Below are 17,097 nucleotides of genomic sequence, written 5' to 3' on the forward strand. Positions count from 1 at the left end.
ACGGCTAACTATCGGCTAAATAGTTAGCGATTTCATCGAGGAACTCACCACCAAAACGGCTTAATTTACGCTCACCAACACCGTTGACGGCCAGCATCTCACCAGGACTCGTTGGCATCATGGCAGCCATCTCGGCTAAAGAGGCATCGTTAAAGACCAGGTAAGGAGGCACATCCAACTCCTCGGCTAACTGACGCCTTAGCTGCTTGAGTCGGGCAAAAAGTTTACGGTCATAATTGAGTGGTGCTCGAGTGCTGCTTCCCTTTCGCTTGGTCGTTTGCAGTACTATTCTCGGCTCTGCGAGTAACAGCTCAACTTCACCTTTCAATACCGAGCGTGCCGAGGGGTTCAACTTCACCGATGAGCCACGGGTAATATCTTGGCTTGCAAAACCTAAATGAATGATCTGTCTTATAATACTGAGCCAAAATTCATGACTCTTCTCTTTACCTATCCCCCAGGTCGATAACTTATCATGACCACGTTCGAGCACTGTTGCCGCCTTGGAACCTCTCAAGACTTCAATCAAATGATTGATCCCGAATCTTTGATCCAATCGATAGATACATGAGAGCACTTTCTGCGCATCTTGCATACCGTTATAGCGTTTAGGGGGATCTAAACAGATATCACAGTTACCACAGGGTTCAAGCGCACTTTCATCGAAATAGTGCAGCAGAACCTGACGACGACACGTTTGCGCCTCGGCAAACGCGGCCATGGTATTCAGTTTATGGAACTCGACCTGTTGTTGTGGTCCGGGCTCAGACTGCTCTATCAGGTGACGCACGCGACCGATATCCGCGGGGTCGAATAGCATCAGCGCTTCGGAATCTAAACCGTCACGACCAGCTCTGCCGGTCTCCTGATAATAGGCTTCAACACTCTTGGGAATGTCGTAATGAACGACATAACGTACGTTCGATTTATTAATCCCCATACCAAATGCCACGGTAGCGACCACAATATCGAGCTGATCTTTAAGAAAGCGGTCTTGAACATCGGCTCGCTCTTCCTGGGTCTTTCCTGCGTGATAGGCTTCCGCGTTGTGTCCCTGCAGTCTCAGTCGTTCTGCCACCTCATCAACCCGGCGACGACTGCTACAGTAGATAATACCGCTGGTGCCTTTTTGATCGGTAACAAACTGGCGCAACTGATTCGCTGCATTGAGCTTCTCAGCCACGGTATAACGAATATTAGGCCGATCGAAACTGGTAAGCAGCGAAAATGGACTGATAGTTAAACGATCGCAAATATCTTTTCTGGTTGCCTGATCCGCCGTAGCGGTTAGCGCCATAATGGGCACATGAGGGAAATACTCTCTAAGCTTACCCAGAGCAGCGTATTCGGGCCTGAAATCATGCCCCCATTGAGAGATACAGTGAGCTTCATCGATAGCAAACAGAGAAATATGCAACTCATGAAGCCTGTCGATAAAGTGACCTTGTAACAGACGCTCCGGCGACACATAAAGAAGCTTTATTTCCCCCTTATGCATCTGCTGCAAGATTTTTGCGCTCTCCTCTCTGGGCAGAGAGGAGTTAAGATAAGCTGCCGAAACCCCCATTTGGGTCAGACTATCGACCTGATCTTTCATCAATGAGATAAGCGGTGACACAACAATGGTCAATCCGGGCAATTGCAGCGCAGGAAGCTGATAGCAAAGACTCTTTCCGCCACCCGTCGGCATAATGACTAAACAGTCATAACCCGAACAGCTTTGCTCTATCACCTCTCTTTGGCCCTCTCTGAATGTCCGGTAGCCGAAAACAGATTGCAGACTAGAGGAGAGCGGATCTAATTGAGGTTCGTCTATCGCTTGTTCCATTGGCCATCAGAGTCAGAAATTGGGGGGGCCTATTCTAATACCAATCAGATAAAATTGCTTGTCAAATAACGGGGAGCTGGCACTGTCATTGTCAGTTTTTGCAGCAAGACCTCATCTAGGTTCAGACCAGTCAGACAGCATAATTAGCTGGCTACAGCCATAAACTCAGCCGATATATTAAGTTAATTCTCAATAAATTCAGTGTCATTTTGTCATTTGTTGATATTTAAATTTGCATTTCAACATACATAAGCGATAGATTAATTGCTCTAATAATAAACAGGTCTAAGAGGGAGCTTTATGACTAACCCTATTCAAGAGCAGACACTCAATCGAGTCGCCGAGGTATTCGATAAACAGGTTCCCTTTCATAACTTATTGGGGCTAGACATCAAACACTATGATCTCGATGGTGTCGAAGTCGTTATCAACATGAAACCGGAGCTCATCGGCAATATTCATCAACAAATTCTTCATGGCGGAGTCACGGCAACCGTACTCGATGTTGTCGGAGGTCTCACTGCTTTTGCTGGTCTGGTTGCCAGTCGGGATGACTGGAGCATTGAAGATCTGCAAGTTCGATTGCAAACATTGGGCACCATAGATCTGCGTATCGATTACCTTAGGCCGGGAAGAGGGATGCAGTTTACCGGTACGGGGACTGTAATACGTGCAGGTAATCGGGTCTCCGTTTGTCGCATGGAACTCCATAATGAACAAGGCTCCCATATTGCATTCGGTACAGGGACATACATGGTAGGTTAACATCCGGATAAACTGGCTCAGTCGAGCAGACTGAGTCTCTTATCTGACCTGGAAAGACCAACTCGGGCTTAGCCCTCCTTTCTGCAAGTATTAATAGTAGCTCCAAAGTGTCAGCTTTAGTTTCCTTGTGTCACTTTTACGGGACTGCACTTTTTCTGACATATATTGCCGATGAAGTTGAGCCAGCCAGCCATGACGCATACAATAGAGCTCTCTCTTCTTTTGTAGTTATATTCATGCTTGACTCTGAACACCGCAAAGGCATTGCATTCGCGCTTTGTGCCTATACTTTGTGGGGCTTTGCAGCCCTCTATTTTAAATTACTCGATCACGTATCGGCGACTGAAATTTTGCTCCACCGTGTGATCTGGTCATTCGTTTTGGTGACCTTCCTCATGTTCATCTTTGGTGGATTCTCCAAACTGAGACAAGTACTGAAGCGCCCGAAACAGTTGGTGGTACTCACACTGACATCTATTCTGATTGCGGGAAATTGGCTGCTATTTATCTGGGCGGTGAGCAATGATCACATGCTGGATGCCAGTCTGGGCTATTTCATCAACCCGCTGGTTAATGTCATGTTAGGTATGGTTTTTCTTAGCGAGCGGCTACGGAAACTACAATGGTTTGCCGTAGGTTTAGCCGCCTCAGGGGTTCTGATCCAATTAATCTCTTTCGGTTCAATTCCAATGGTCTCACTGGGCCTGGCTTTCTCTTTTGGTTTATACGGGTTACTGCGAAAGAAGGTCAATGTAGACGCCAAGACAGGGTTATTAGTAGAGACAGCGATTCTCTTTCCTATCGCTATGATCTATCTGTTCGCCAACATGGGGGGCGCACTCAGTAACCTTATGAGCAATACCCTATCGCTCAATCTACTCTTGATGGCGGCAGGTATAGTCACAACCATACCGCTACTCTGTTTCGCCGCCGCGGCTGTTAGAATTCCGCTATCCATGCTGGGATTCTTTCAATATATCGGCCCCAGTATCATGTTTATACTCGCAATTACGCTCTACAAAGAACCATTTGATCTGGAGAAAGGGATCACCTTCGGTTTCATCTGGAGCGCATTAATCGTATTCAGCATAGATATGATCTATAAGCGTAAAAAGCCTCTGTGATACAAGACCCAAAAAGGAGGCGATAACACCTCCTTTTTATTTATGAAATTACAGCTCAAGAGCCAGTATTTTCGATTTTCTTTGATAGTTGTACAACTGCTTCTTTTTATCCGGTAACTTATCGACCTCTACGATTTCAAAGCCATGCTCTAAGAACCAGTGAATGCTTCTGGTCGTCAATGCAAAGAGACGTGAATAACCCCTAACCCTCGCCTGCCCGATGATATTGTTGAGTAGAAGACTTCCTCTATCCGCATCGCGATATTCCGGGTGCACGACCAGACAAGCAAACTCACCGGCATTATCCTCTTCAAACGGATAGAAGGCGGCGCAGCCTATCACTAAACTATCGCGCTCAATCAACATAAACTGCTCGATCTCCATCTCCAGTTGTTCACGTGAGCGACGCACTAAAATTCCTTTCTCCTCTAACGGACGGATCAGGTCTAATATGCCACCAATATCACCAATACCTGCACGACGCAGACGCTCTGCACTCTCTGTAACAATTTGCGTCCCCACACCATCTCTGGAGAACAACTCCTGAAGCAGGGAGCCATCATCTAGATAGCTGACAAAGTGGCAACGGGATACGCCATTTCGACAGGCATCGATGCTGGCCTTTAGAAATGCCTTGGTCCCCAGGCACACATGAGATTCCTGATCGAGATTATTCAGGATCTGTTGGGCTTCATTTGGCATTAACTCGGCCAACACCTCACCGGTGCTATCCAGAATACCCTTCTGAGAGCTGAAACCAATCATCTTATCAGCCTTCAACTTGACCGCTATCTGAGTCGCGACCTCTTCCGCTGTTAAGTTAAAGCTCTCCCCCGTTACAGATGCCGCAACCGGGCCAAGTAACACTATGCCATTATTGCCTAACTGAGCCTTAAGCCCCTGAACATCTATTCGTCTTACTTTGCCACTGAGGCAATAATCCACGCCATCGTCGACCCCTAAGGGCTGAGCGATAACAAAATTACCACTCACCACATTAATTTGAGCACCTTGCATAGGCGTATTACTCAAGCTCATGGAAAGCCTGGCTGTTATATCGAGCTGAAGCCCACCCACAACCTGCTTGATTACCTTGAAAGCATCCTCTTCGGTGATCCGGACTCCATTATAATATTCAGGAATGATGGACTTCTCAGCCAAGGCTTCATCGATTTGTGGTCTGGCACCATGCACCAGAACAATCTTAATACCTAAGCTATGCAGTAAGGCGATATCGTTGATAATCGAGCGAAATTGATTTTGGGCCAAGGCCTCACCGCCTAACATCACGACAAACGTCTTCCCCCTATGAGAGTTAACGTAGGAGGCAGAATGACGAAATCCATCAACGAGTTCAGTGGTACGCACGAGTAATATCTCACCTTAATTCATCAAATATGCAGTCATTTGAAGTATGACATGGTAACAAAACCATATTATTGCATTTTAATGCAAAATTAAAGCATTTATTTTCACAAGAGAATTGTCTGTAAATAACTATAAAAGGAGGAGAATAGTGGTTATATGACTGGAAAAATGAAAAGTTAAATATGAATTTTTATGAGAAAGAACAAACTATGTGTGCAATATAGAGAAATTCGAGCAAAAAAAAAGCCCCTGAAACAGGGGCTTTCTAGAAGTAAGAATCAAGCAATTACTTGATTTTAGCTTCTTTGTACATAACGTGCTGACGGATAACTGGATCAAATTTCTTGATTTCCATCTTTTCAGGCATGTTACGCTTGTTCTTTTCAGTCGTGTAGAAATGACCAGTTTTAGCGCTAGAAACTAGCTTGATCTTCTCACGATTACCTTTAGATTTAGCCATGGTTTATTATACCTTCTCGCCGCGGGCACGAAGTTCAGCAACAACAACTTCAATACCTTTCTTATCGATGATACGCATACCCTTAGTAGAGATACGTAGCTTAACGAAACGCTTTTCACCTTCTAACCAAAAACGGTGGTTTTGTAGGTTAGGTAAAAAACGACGACGTGTCGCGTTTTTCGCGTGTGAACGGTTGTTACCAACCATTGGTTTCTTGCCAGTTACTTGGCATACTCTTGACATGTCAAACTTCTCCAAAACAATATATATAACGCTCGAGCATTAATGTACCTCGAACACGGCCGTCGCCTGAGGCACACAACAGAGGGCGCATTTTATACAGGATCTAAAAACAAAGATCAAGGGATAGTTAATCTATCAATCCCCTCTCTGCAAATGAAACTATCTCGCGATCGCCTACAACCATATGGTCTAGCAAGGAAACATCTATGGTTGCCAGTGCTTGTTTCAATCGCTCAGTTATTCGCCTATCGGCCTGACTCGGCTCCGCAACACCCGATGGGTGGTTGTGGCAGACAATCACGGCCGCGGCCTTTTTCTCAAGCACCAGGCATACCACATCACGCGGATATACCGAGGCTGAATCTATTGTGCCACGGAATAATTCGACAAACTGAATTACTCTATGCTGACTATCCAACAATAAAATTGCGAACACTTCATAGGCACGATCTGCTAATTGTCTCATTAAATAGTCCCGAGTTAAATCAGGATCACTCAATATTTTTCCTCTTTTTAAATTTTGTTGGGAAATTCGCTTGCTTAGCTCCGCCGCTGCCTGAAGTTGAGCAAACTTTACCGGTCCCATACCCGGTACTCTACATATCTCAAGCTCTGAAGCAGTGAGAAGCTCTCTAAGCCCTCCGAATTGACCAATCAAATTCCGAGCCAGCTCAACAGCACTTAAGCCCTGTATGCCATTTCTAAGGACGACAGCAAGCAACTCCGCATCAGATAACTGTCCCACTCCTAGTTTTAAAAGCTTTTCCCTTGGCCCCTCTCCATCGGGCCAATCTTTAATCCCCATCACGACCTCCCTGTGTGATTTTTTTATCTGTTCTTGAGTATGGTCGAGTTTTTAAAACTTGTGTCCTCCACTTCAGCAGGTTTGTGATATGTTAGGCGGCAATTCAATTTAGCGACTGATTTCACCTCTTAATGAGCCATCTCTTATGAACCAGACTCTGACAAATAAAAAAATCTTACTAGCTATAGGTGGTGGTATTGCAGCCTATAAATCTGCCGACCTTATTCGTCGTCTCAAAGAGCGTGGGGCAGACGTTCGTGTTGTCATGAGTCAAAGCGCTAAAGAATTCATTACGCCTCTGACGTTACAGGCACTCTCCGGATATCCGGTGGCATCCGATCTCCTCGATACGGCCGCCGAAGCCGCAATGGGGCATATTGAACTGGCACGTTGGGCAGATCTGGTACTGGTTGCCCCGGCGACAGCCAATTTGATTGCACGCATCAATGCGGGGATGGCCGATGAGCTCATCACCACAACCTGCTTAGCCACCGAATCTCCTGTTGTGATCTGCCCGGCGATGAATCAGCAGATGTACCGCAATCAGGCGACTCAAGACAATATCAAAAATTTATCTGAACGTGGGCTCACCATCTGGGGGCCGGCTTCCGGTAGCCAAGCCTGTGGTGAGGTAGGTCCGGGCCGTATGCAAGAGCCCCTGGAAATAGCCATACAGGTCGAACAGTTTTTTGCACCTAAGCTTCTTGCTGGTCGCTCATTACTGCTCACTGCGGGTCCGACACGAGAAGCGATAGATCCCGTTCGCTATATCTCAAATCACAGCTCCGGAAAAATGGGCTTTGCCTTGGCTAAGGCTGCTGCCGATATGGGAGCCAATGTCACCTTAGTCTCTGGTCCGGTTCATCTGCCCACACCAGCAGGTGTGAACAGAATCGATGTAGAGTCGACCGATGATATGCTCAATGTAGTCATGGCCCAAGTTGACTCCAATGACATTTTTATCGGCTGCGCTGCAGTCGCAGATTATCGCGTTGCCGATATTGCCACGGATAAGATCAAGAAATCAGCGACTGAGATGCAACTTGCACTGGTTAGAAATCCTGATATCTTAGCCAACGTTGCCAGTCATACCCCACGACCGTTTACTGTGGGATTTGCCGCTGAAACTCAAGATGTTGCACGCTACGCCAAAGATAAACTTATCCGTAAAAAGCTCGACATGATTGCGGCTAACGACGTGTCCAGCCCTGAACTCGGTTTCAATGCCGATAGCAATGCACTCAAAGTGATTTGGGAAAAAGGAGAGCAAGATCTCCCCGCAACGGATAAACTAACCTTAGCCACTCAATTGCTCACCCTGATAGCGAAACGAATAGATAACGCATGAAGACTCCTATAGAAGTAAAAATCCTCGACTCACGCATTGGTTCTCAATTTCCTCTACCAGCCTATGCAACACCAGGTAGTGCCGGTATGGACCTTAGGGCCATGCTCGAAACCAGTATCCAGGTGGCTCCGGGAGAAACGATTCTGATTCCAACCGGCATCTCAATTCATGTCGCCGATCCCAGCCTTGCTGCTGTGATACTGCCCCGCTCAGGTTTGGGTCATAAACACGGGATTGTCTTAGGCAACTTGGTTGGCCTTATCGATTCTGATTATCAAGGACCACTGATGGTCTCATGCTGGAACAGAGGTAGTGAACCATTCACTCTCGAAATAGGAGACAGGTTGGCCCAACTGGTCTTTGTTCCGGTCGTTCAGGCCGAATTTAAACTGGTTGATGAATTTGATAACTCATCTCGTGGTGAAGGCGGCTTCGGTCATTCCGGCACCCAATAACCTCAAACACTGTCATCTACGAGGCCGACTAAATCGGCCTCTACTCTGTAAATAATAAAAAAGTGAACTGTTGCCAACATCCGCTTTTGGACGAAGGCAAAGCGATCACCTAGCTCCTGCCGTATTTTGAGTGAAGGAAAACTAAATGGCTGTAAGCCCAAAAATCAATCGTCGCGAACATATCCTCCAATGTCTGGCAACTATGCTGGAAACCAACCCGGGACAAAGAATAACAACGGCAAAACTCGCTGCCGAAGTGGGCGTCTCTGAAGCCGCACTCTATCGACACTTTCCCAGTAAAGCGCGTATGTTTGAAGGCCTCATCGACTTCATCGAAGAATCACTCTTATCTCGCATCAACCTCATCATGACGGAAGAAAAGGACACCATGAAGCGATGCCAGTTGCTGCTGCAGCTTCTGCTTATCTTCTCTGAACGCAATCCGGGGATCTCCAGAGTACTCAATGGTGACGCTCTGCTTGGTGAGAATGAACGCCTTCGTAGCAGAGTCAGTCTTATTTTTTCAAAAATAGAAACCCATCTGAAACAGATCTTAAGAGAGAAAACACTGAGAGAGGGTAAAGGCTTTAATCTTGATGAGGCTATTCTTGCCAACCTGCTGCTCGCCATCGCCGAAGGCAGAATAGCGCAGTTTGTACGTAGTGAGTTCAAGCAGAAACCAACCGAACACTTCGAACAGCAGTGGGTCTTCATCCAGCAGCAACTACTTCAAAGTTAAACCAAAGCGAAACCATCTATGCAGCCCGACTCTTATCTTCCAGGCGGGCTGTTATTTCCCCATCAGTAGAAGTACCGCACCGATTATAGGTAGTGAGTTCTAACAGAAGCCGACTGAACACTTCGAACAACAACGGGTCTTCACCCTACAGCCCCCCCCTTCACCATCCTATTGATATGCCATTGCTTTTGCTTTACCCTCCTACTGATACAAAAATACACAAATTAATCACGATATTCTTACAAGGAAGTTGTATGAAACTAATTAAGTTTTTTAGTTTTGCTTGCCTCTCTATTCTCAGCTATAACGCTGTGGCAAAAATAGAAAATCCAGCCGAAGTATTCAGCCGTTCGGCCGAGTTCAGTAACGTAAAAATCTCCCCCGGCGGAGACTATCTCAGTACTATCACCACCAAAGACAGTAAAAAGGTGCTGATCATTTTAGATGCCAAAACCAGAAAGCCGCTTCATTCAGTCTACTTCTCTACTAACGCTCAGGTTGGCGACTATCAATGGGTTAACGATGAGAGAGTTGTACTTCAAAAAGTGTACTTGAAGGGCTGGCAAGATCATCCGCTCTATTACGGCGAGCTGATGGCCGTTAATGCCGACGGTTCTAAACCGGAATATCTATTTGGTTACAATCAACAAGGACAACAGACAGGCAGCCGAATTAAGAAAAACACCCCAATTCGTGCAACGGCCTATATCCTTGATCCCATGCCCGAGAACAAACGCTACATGCTGGTAAAGGCTTTACCTTGGGGGTCTGGGGGTAGCAATACGGCTGAAAATTTACAACAAGTTTATCGTGTCGATGTTTATAAAGGAAAACGCAAGAAGCTCGCCACGGCTCCAATCTCGTATGCCAACTTCTTAACCGATGATGAAGGAGAGGTAAGGTTTGTCAGCGGCACCAGAGATTACATCAGCTCACGCCTTTTCTATCGAAAAGACCACCTTTGGGTCGATACAGAAAAGCTGCAGTTAAACCTGGAGCAGATGAGACCGATTGCATTCGGCGATGATAAAGATAGCGTCTATGTGGTAGGCAGTGAACCCGGGAAAAATAAAGGTATATACCTGATCAACATCAAAACGGGTACTAAAAAACTGATAAGCCGTGATGATGTGGTCGATCCCTACAACGTCTGGATCAATCAAAACAATAAAAAGCTTTACGCAGTAGAGTTTGAAAATGGGTATCCCAGCTACGAATTTGTGGATAAAAAAGATGCTCGGGCCAAACTGATAAAACAGTTACTGGCATCTTTACCAGGACATCAGATCCATCTGGTTAGTGAGACCACTGATTCCAGTCAATTTATTATCAAAGCATTTAATGATCGCAATCCCGGGGATTACTATCTTTTCAATAACGAGACCATGAAACTTGAGTACCTGGTTTCTCAAAAAAACTGGTTAGATCCGGAGTTGATGGCCGAGGTAAAACCTATCAGCTTCACCAGCCGAGACGGTAAAACAATCCATGGTTATCTCACCCTGCCAAACAACCTGGAAGCAAAGAACTTACCCTTAGTGGTCAATCCCCATGGCGGACCACACGGCCCCAGAGACTGGTGGGGCTTCGATCCTCAAAACCAGCTTATTGCCAGCCAAGGCGCCGCAGTATTACAGATTAACTTTCGTGGTTCTGGCGGATATGGGAAAAACTTTGAACACTTAGGTCATCAGAAATGGGGCACCGATATTCAATATGACATCATCGACGGGACTAAATACGTCATCGAACAGGGATTGGTAGACAAAGACCGCATCTGTATTGCCGGGGGCAGTTTCGGCGGATATTCAGCATTGATGGCACCAACACTTGCACCCGACATGTTTAAATGCGCTATCGGATTTGCCGGTGTCTACGATCTGCCATTGATGTTCAAAGAGGGAGACGTACAGAGCCGTCGAGCAGGTGGGCGCTACTTAGAGCAGGTCTTAGGAGAAGACACTAAGGTGTTGAAATCTATGTCACCGACTCATAACGTCGACAAGCTCAAGACCAAGATTTTACTGGTTCATGGTGGTGATGATGAACGTGCACCTATCGAGCAGTTTGAGGCTCTGGAAGATGCCCTGAATGAGCGTAACTATCCTTACCAAAAACTCGTGATGGATGACGAGGGTCATGGTTTCTACAACGACGAGCATCAGGCAAAGTATTATGGTGAGATGTTGAGCTTCCTGAAAGAAAACCTCAAACTATAATCAGCTTTTGCTGACCAAAAGCCGATAGTCTCTATCGGCTTTTTTGTTATCTTAACCCTGATTTCTGGTATATATTTACAGCAAATCGCGGTATCCTCCCGCCCTCTCTTAATTCAAGCAGCGAGCCGAAAGTTGACTCTGGCGCCGATTAAGCGAAGACTGATACCCAGCAAGTCCAGCGTTTGTTGCGACAAAAGATACAGAATAAAACCACTACCCACCATAGTGGAGGAACTTATGACATCAAAAGAAGCCGTTCTCAGTGAATCCGCACTGCTTGTGCAAAGTGCATTATTAGCACGTGGACTTGAAACTCCTATGCTCCCCAGTGAGCTCAGCGCAGATGAGCGTAAAGACCAGATTGAACAACATATGCGTGCAATCTTAAATTTGATGTCGCTGGATTTAACCGATGACAGCCTGGCCGATACGCCGCGCCGCATCGCCAAAATGTATGTCGATGAAATTTTCTCAGGATTAGATTACCGGAACTTCCCCAAGATCACCGTTATCGAAAATAAGATGGGCTTCGATGAGATGATCAAGGTTAACGATATCAGCCTGACAAGTACCTGCGAACACCATCTGGTCACCATAGACGGATTAGCCAGAGTGGCTTATCTGCCGAGAAAAAACATCATAGGTCTGTCTAAGATCAATCGTATCGTTCAGTTCTTCGCTCAGCGCCCTCAGGTGCAGGAGCGACTCACACAGCAAGTTCTGGTAGCACTGCAGACCCTGCTGGAAACCAAAGATGTCGCAGTAAAAATGGATGCCGTACATTATTGTGTTAAATCCCGTGGTGTCATGGACTCCACCAGCTCAACGACAACCACGGCACTGGGCGGCATTTTCAAATCAAACCCGGCCACACGAGCCGAATTCTTAAGTAATTAGAAGTAAGTAATTAAAGGTGAGTATCAGGCTACGAGTTAAGACATTCCCCATGTAGGAGCGGCTTTAGCCGCGAACCTTTAATGGCTTCGAGTTTCATAAGATGCTACTCCAGAAAACAAAAAACGCTGCGTCATAAACGCAGCGTTTGTATTTTGCTTATACTCTAAGCCAGCTTGCTGGCGTCCTCTAAGTGAGCCCGCGAACTCTCCCGGAACCTAAGCTCTAGAAACTCAAAACTTTTATTAAATCCCGTACTGATCGCGGTAAGCACTCACCGACTCAAGCTGCGCTTCCATTCCAGGCTTTTCAGAAAGATAGTTAATCAAATCACCCAATTTGATGATAGAAACAATTTCACAGCCAAAGTCGCGCTCGACTTCCTGGATAGCTGAAAGCTCGCCCTTACCCTTCTCCTGGCGGTCCAGTGCGATCAACACACCAGCCAGCTCAGCCTTATGGGCTTCGATGATCTCCATAGACTCACGAATCGCAGTACCGGCAGTGATCACATCATCCACCAACATAACTCGACCTTTAAGCTCACTACCCACTAAACTACCGCCTTCGCCGTGATCTTTCTTCTCTTTACGGTTAAAGCAGTAAGGGATATCAATATCATGGTGCTCACATAAAGCAACAGCCGTGGTTGTCGCAATCGGGATCCCTTTGTACGCAGGTCCAAACAGAAGATCGTGCTCAATACCTGAATCGACTAACGCAGCGGCATAGAAACGCCCGAGACGAGCCAAGTCACGACCAGTGTTAAACAGGCCTGCATTGAAGAAGTAAGGACTCGTACGGCCAGATTTAAGCGTAAACTCACCAAATCTCAGTACCTGACGCTCTAATGCAAATTCAATAAACTCACGCTGATAGGCTTTCACAATCTCTCCTTAAAATTTGTAGGCAGGTCTTCTTAAAATGTTTATTTTTGTGCTTATCTTTTACTTACAAAAAGGACCCCGTAGGGCCCTTAATATTTATTTTTTAAAATCAGCTCAGTGCCGCTTTCTGTATATCGACAATTTCACGAATACCGTGCTTAGCCAACTCCAGCAAACTCAGTAGCTCTTCATGGCTGAATGGTTCGCCTTCTGCAGTGCCCTGGATCTCGATCATCTTACCGGTTTCAGTCATCACGACATTCATATCGGTCTCTGCTTCGCTGTCTTCGATATACTCTAAATCGCAGATTGGCTCACCCTTGTAGATGCCGACGCTGACAGCGGCGATAAGGAACTTAAGTGGATTGGTTTTCAAAATACCTTTTCCACGAGCCCAGTTAAGTGAATCAACTAATGCAACACATGCACCAGTGATAGCAGCGGTACGTGTACCACCATCGGCCTGAATCACATCACAATCGATAACGATGGTGTTTTCCCCTAAAGCCTTCATATCAACGGCAGCGCGCAGTGAGCGACCGATAAGGCGCTGGATCTCTTGAGTTCGACCAGATTGTTTGCCACGAGCAGCTTCACGGTTCATACGGCTGTGAGTCGAACGAGGTAACATGCCATATTCAGCTGTAACCCAACCTTGACCTTTTCCCTTAAGAAAACGTGGAACTCCCTCTTCGAAGCTGGCAGTACAAAGTACTTTAGTGTCACCAAACTCAACCAAAACAGAGCCTTCAGCATGAGCTGTAAACTGACGAGTAATTGTCACTGGACGTGATTGAGCTGGCGTTCTGTCGCTAGGGCGCATAGGAAATTCCTGTATTCATAAATCTATAGGCGAATTTGGGTGCATATTATAGGGGCTTGTCGCGTTTGACGCCACGTTATTCGAACTCTTGGAGTAAAGCCGGGCGAGATTGCTTTGACCCACAACACAACCCGTCTATAATCCCAGATCACTTTCACGGTTAAACAATTGGAAAAACCATGATCCAAAGTATGACAGCCTATGCTCGTATCGAGCACAAAGCCGAGTGGGGAACAGCCTCTTGGGAAATTCGTTCCGTCAATCAGCGCTATCTGGAAACCTACCTGCGCCTACCTGAACACTTTCGCAATCTGGAGCCAGTGCTAAGAGACCGTCTGCGTAAACGTTTAAACCGTGGCAAGATTGAAGTTAACCTAAGATATGACCTCGCCGACAACAGCAGTAATGAACTGCAGATCAACCAAGATCTAGCCAAGCAGCTGATTAATGCCGCTAACTGGGTAAAAGAGGAAGCCGGTCAGGGTGAACTGAATCTGGTCGATATCTTAAAGTGGCCGGGCGTCATGTCAGGCTCAGAGCAAGATATGGATGCATTAGGCAAAGAGCTGCTGGTCGCTTTCGATTCTGCCATCGACCAATTCATCGAAGCCCGTGGTCGTGAAGGCGATGCCATCAAGACCATGCTCCAAACACGCCTGGATGCCATCGTTGAGCAGGTCACCATCGTTCGCGAACATATGCCTACCGTTATGCAGTGGCAACGTGACAAGCTGACTAATCGTCTCAACGAGATCACCGGTGAGCTGGATCCGGCTCGTATGGAGCAGGAGATGGTTATTCTTGCCCAAAAGATGGACGTTGCCGAAGAGATGGACCGACTCGATGCCCACGTAGCAGAAACCCAACGCATCCTTAAGAAAGGTGGTGCACAAGGCCGCCGCTTAGACTTTATGATGCAAGAGTTTAACCGCGAGTCTAACACCTTAGCGTCCAAATCTATCAGCGCTGAAGTCACTGCCGCAGCGGTAGAGCTTAAGGTATTAATCGAGCAGATGCGTGAACAGATCCAGAATGTAGAGTAATCTTTTCACCGCTAAGCCGATTTAAAAACACAAAGCCTCGATCTATCGAGGCTTTGTTTTATCTACCGGGTAGAGCAGCCAACGTTATTAACTAGCTGGTGCAAACGCCTGGTGGACTTTAGCTATAGCGGCGCTGACATCGGCAACGCTTTGGGTGCCGTCAAACTTGTTATAGGTTAGCTTTCCAAAGTCTGCCAATTTGCCATAATACTTTACCAATGGCTTAGTCTGCTGATGATAGATATCCAGACGACTACGTACCGTACTCTCCTCATCATCGGCGCGTATAATAAGCGCTTCGCCGGTCAGGTCATCTTTACCTTCGACTTTCGGTTGCTTAAACACGGTATGGTAAACACGACCGGACCCCGGGTGAATACGGCGACCTCCCATACGTTTCACGATCTCCTCATCCGGCACATCTATTTCAACCACATGGTCGATATCGATACCGTTAGCCACCATTGCATCGGCCTGTGGCAGGGTACGTGGAAACCCATCTAATAAAAAACCTTTAGCGCAATCGTCTTGAACGATCCGCTCTTTAACTAAGCCAATAATTAAATTATCGGAAACCAACTGACCACTATCCATCAGCTGTTTGGCTTCCAGGCCCAAAGGGCTCTGAGCCTTAACGGCTGCACGTAACATATCACCTGTCGAGATCTGGGGGATGCCGTACTTTTCCATGATGAACTGCGCCTGGGTTCCCTTACCTACACCCGGTGCGCCTAATAGCATAATACGCATCTTATTATTGTCCTCTTTTGCTAAGCTGTTGATTAAGCTTTTGATTGAATGATTGATTAAACTGTTGATTATGTTCTTCGATATAGGGCGGCCTGACGAACTAATATTAGCCGCCCTGTTCGATGAGATGGAGCTGGAGTGATGGTACTTTTGGCATGGAACCCAGCTAAAATCGGGTACCATGCCTTTCTTGCAAGATTCTTGATGGCTCAAGAACCTGATTTTTTAGCTGCCGTTTAGTCAGCCAATGCTTTCTTAATCGCCGGCATCATCTGTCTCTTGCGGGATAGGGTGTCTTCCAGTACAAAAATGCCCTGGCTGTTTTGCTTCACCCCATAGGCTTTATTGGCTGTCTTAGTCTCTTTATCGCTGTTGGTGAGTACATAGGCAGTCTTTTTCTGCATATCTACGATGGCGAAGAAGATCTGTTCCCGCTTCTGATTCTTACGGGCTTTTGCCATAGCATTGCGTAGCTCATCCACGCGGCCAAGTAGCTCGCTTGAGTCCAGAACCTCTGCCACACCAAAACCAATATCTTTACCATTGACTGTGTAGTTTTTATAGTCTCCCACGACTATGTCATATGCGCTGACATCCGACAGGTCGGATTTAGCCTTAAACATGCCTTGAGCAAACTCATCGGAGTTAAGGTTGGCTTTTGCCGAAAGTGTCTTAACCAACTCTCTATCACGCTGGGTTGTGGTCACCGATTTCAGGTTTAGCGTGTCCGACAAGATACCCGCAAGTAGAAGACCCGCCATGGTTTTTGAAATGGTTTTGCCATGGTCTAATGCATCATCGGCAATAATGGTTGCTGCCGATCCCCAAGGCTTAATGACAATACTGATAGGTGCCGATAATGAAATTGGATTATCTCTCAATGCATGGTGGTCGATCACAGCCTGAATATTATTTTGATCCACGCCTTTCATCAGCTGCGTCGTTTGGTTGAAATCTACCAAAGCCACCTTGGCATTTTCCAGATTTCTGGCCAATGGAGGTGTTTTTACATTTAGCTTATCCAATACGAACTGAGTCTCTTTATTGAGCTTGCCAGTGCTGCGCGCCTGTCCGCCGTAAAACTCTGCAGCCGCTATGGCAGAAACAGTAGTATCGGTATCAGGAGTCGTGTGGCCAAACCAAAGCGTATCGGATGAGATAGGCTGGGCATTGAGTGAAAGGTCGAGATCCGCGCTCTGACAGGGTAATGCCACAGCCGCAGTTAATGATAAAGCAACAAGTGTCAAACGATGAAAAGTCATGATACTTCCCCGTAATTAATTATTATCTACTTGAGGCCCGGTTGAAACTGTTGAGCCCAACCGGACTAGAGGTATTTGGTTTCG

At 46.5% G+C, this 17,097-nt stretch carries 17 protein-coding genes; 8 read left to right on the top strand and 9 right to left on the bottom strand.

Annotation, left to right across the window (positions count from 1 at the left end):
• Positions 1-4: 4 nt before the first annotated feature.
• Complete coding sequence (gene recQ / locus EKG39_RS17285; RefSeq protein WP_126507239.1) at positions 5-1,828, bottom strand: DNA helicase RecQ; 1,824 nt, start codon at positions 1,826-1,828, stop codon at positions 5-7.
• Between the two features lie 300 nt (positions 1,829-2,128).
• On the opposite strand from recQ, the gene EKG39_RS17290 reads away from it, so the two are divergent.
• Positions 2,129-2,593: a thioesterase family protein gene (locus EKG39_RS17290; RefSeq protein ID WP_126507240.1), complete on the top strand. Its 465-nt coding sequence runs from the start codon at positions 2,129-2,131 to the stop codon at positions 2,591-2,593.
• 236 nt (positions 2,594-2,829) lie between these two features.
• Positions 2,830-3,717 (top strand): EamA family transporter RarD, encoded by an 888-nt coding sequence (gene rarD, locus EKG39_RS17295; RefSeq protein ID WP_126507241.1) that lies wholly within the window; start codon positions 2,830-2,832, stop codon positions 3,715-3,717.
• Positions 3,718-3,765: 48 nt separating this feature from the next.
• On the opposite strand, the gene argA is transcribed toward rarD, so the two are convergent.
• From argA to radC, 4 genes are all read right to left on the bottom strand, one after another.
• Entirely contained in the window at positions 3,766-5,085 is a 1,320-nt protein-coding gene (argA, locus tag EKG39_RS17300; protein WP_126507242.1) for an amino-acid N-acetyltransferase, read from the bottom strand.
• A 286-nt stretch (positions 5,086-5,371) separates the two neighbouring features.
• The gene (gene rpmG / locus EKG39_RS17305) at positions 5,372-5,545 is read right to left on the bottom strand and encodes a 50S ribosomal protein L33 (protein WP_011494790.1); all 174 of its coding nucleotides are present in this window, start codon (positions 5,543-5,545) and stop codon (positions 5,372-5,374) included.
• A 6-nt stretch (positions 5,546-5,551) separates the two neighbouring features.
• Positions 5,552-5,788, bottom strand: a complete 237-nt coding sequence (rpmB, locus tag EKG39_RS17310; protein ID WP_012327135.1) for a 50S ribosomal protein L28 — start codon at positions 5,786-5,788, stop codon at positions 5,552-5,554.
• A 127-nt stretch (positions 5,789-5,915) separates the two neighbouring features.
• Positions 5,916-6,593: a RadC family protein gene (gene radC / locus EKG39_RS17315; protein ID WP_126507243.1), complete on the bottom strand. Its 678-nt coding sequence runs from the start codon at positions 6,591-6,593 to the stop codon at positions 5,916-5,918.
• 145 nt (positions 6,594-6,738) lie between these two features.
• On the opposite strand from radC, the gene coaBC reads away from it, so the two are divergent.
• From coaBC to folE, 5 genes are all read left to right on the top strand, one after another.
• On the top strand, positions 6,739-7,941 hold the full coding sequence (coaBC, locus tag EKG39_RS17320; RefSeq protein WP_126507244.1) for a bifunctional phosphopantothenoylcysteine decarboxylase/phosphopantothenate--cysteine ligase CoaBC: 1,203 nt from the start codon (positions 6,739-6,741) through the stop codon (positions 7,939-7,941).
• Positions 7,938-8,396, top strand: a complete 459-nt coding sequence (gene dut / locus EKG39_RS17325) for a dUTP diphosphatase (protein ID WP_126507245.1) — start codon at positions 7,938-7,940, stop codon at positions 8,394-8,396. Before coaBC ends, dut begins: the two co-directional genes overlap by 4 nt.
• Before the next feature lie 145 nt (positions 8,397-8,541).
• A complete protein-coding gene (gene slmA / locus EKG39_RS17330) occupies positions 8,542-9,135 on the top strand; it encodes a nucleoid occlusion factor SlmA (RefSeq protein WP_126507246.1) in 594 nt (197 codons plus the stop codon).
• A gap of 254 nt (positions 9,136-9,389) precedes the next feature.
• Entirely contained in the window at positions 9,390-11,354 is a 1,965-nt protein-coding gene (locus tag EKG39_RS17335) for an alpha/beta hydrolase family protein (protein WP_126507247.1), read from the top strand.
• Between the two features lie 237 nt (positions 11,355-11,591).
• Positions 11,592-12,251 (top strand): GTP cyclohydrolase I FolE, encoded by a 660-nt coding sequence (gene folE, locus EKG39_RS17340; RefSeq protein ID WP_126507248.1) that lies wholly within the window; start codon positions 11,592-11,594, stop codon positions 12,249-12,251.
• A gap of 242 nt (positions 12,252-12,493) precedes the next feature.
• Here the strand turns inward: folE and pyrE are convergent, their stop codons facing one another.
• Together pyrE and rph are read right to left on the bottom strand one after the other, a co-directional pair.
• Positions 12,494-13,135, bottom strand: a complete 642-nt coding sequence (gene pyrE / locus EKG39_RS17345) for an orotate phosphoribosyltransferase (RefSeq protein ID WP_126507249.1) — start codon at positions 13,133-13,135, stop codon at positions 12,494-12,496.
• A gap of 109 nt (positions 13,136-13,244) precedes the next feature.
• On the bottom strand, positions 13,245-13,958 hold the full coding sequence (gene rph, locus EKG39_RS17350) for a ribonuclease PH (RefSeq protein ID WP_012140729.1): 714 nt from the start codon (positions 13,956-13,958) through the stop codon (positions 13,245-13,247).
• 179 nt (positions 13,959-14,137) lie between these two features.
• Here rph and EKG39_RS17355 point away from each other — a divergent pair, with 179 nt between their 5' ends.
• Positions 14,138-15,001 carry a YicC/YloC family endoribonuclease gene (locus tag EKG39_RS17355; RefSeq protein WP_126507250.1) on the top strand — a complete coding sequence of 288 codons (864 nt, stop codon included), beginning with the start codon at positions 14,138-14,140 and terminating at the stop codon, positions 14,999-15,001.
• Positions 15,002-15,088: 87 nt separating this feature from the next.
• On the opposite strand, the gene adk is transcribed toward EKG39_RS17355, so the two are convergent.
• Together adk and EKG39_RS17365 are read right to left on the bottom strand one after the other, a co-directional pair.
• Positions 15,089-15,751, bottom strand: a complete 663-nt coding sequence (gene adk, locus EKG39_RS17360) for an adenylate kinase (protein WP_126507251.1) — start codon at positions 15,749-15,751, stop codon at positions 15,089-15,091.
• Between the two features lie 236 nt (positions 15,752-15,987).
• The gene (locus tag EKG39_RS17365) at positions 15,988-17,013 is read right to left on the bottom strand and encodes a manganese-dependent inorganic pyrophosphatase (protein WP_126507252.1); all 1,026 of its coding nucleotides are present in this window, start codon (positions 17,011-17,013) and stop codon (positions 15,988-15,990) included.
• Between the last annotated feature and the right edge of the window lie 84 nt (positions 17,014-17,097).

Origin of the sequence: Shewanella atlantica (genome assembly GCF_003966265.1) — a bacterium.
Classification (GTDB): domain Bacteria; phylum Pseudomonadota; class Gammaproteobacteria; order Enterobacterales; family Shewanellaceae; genus Shewanella; species Shewanella atlantica.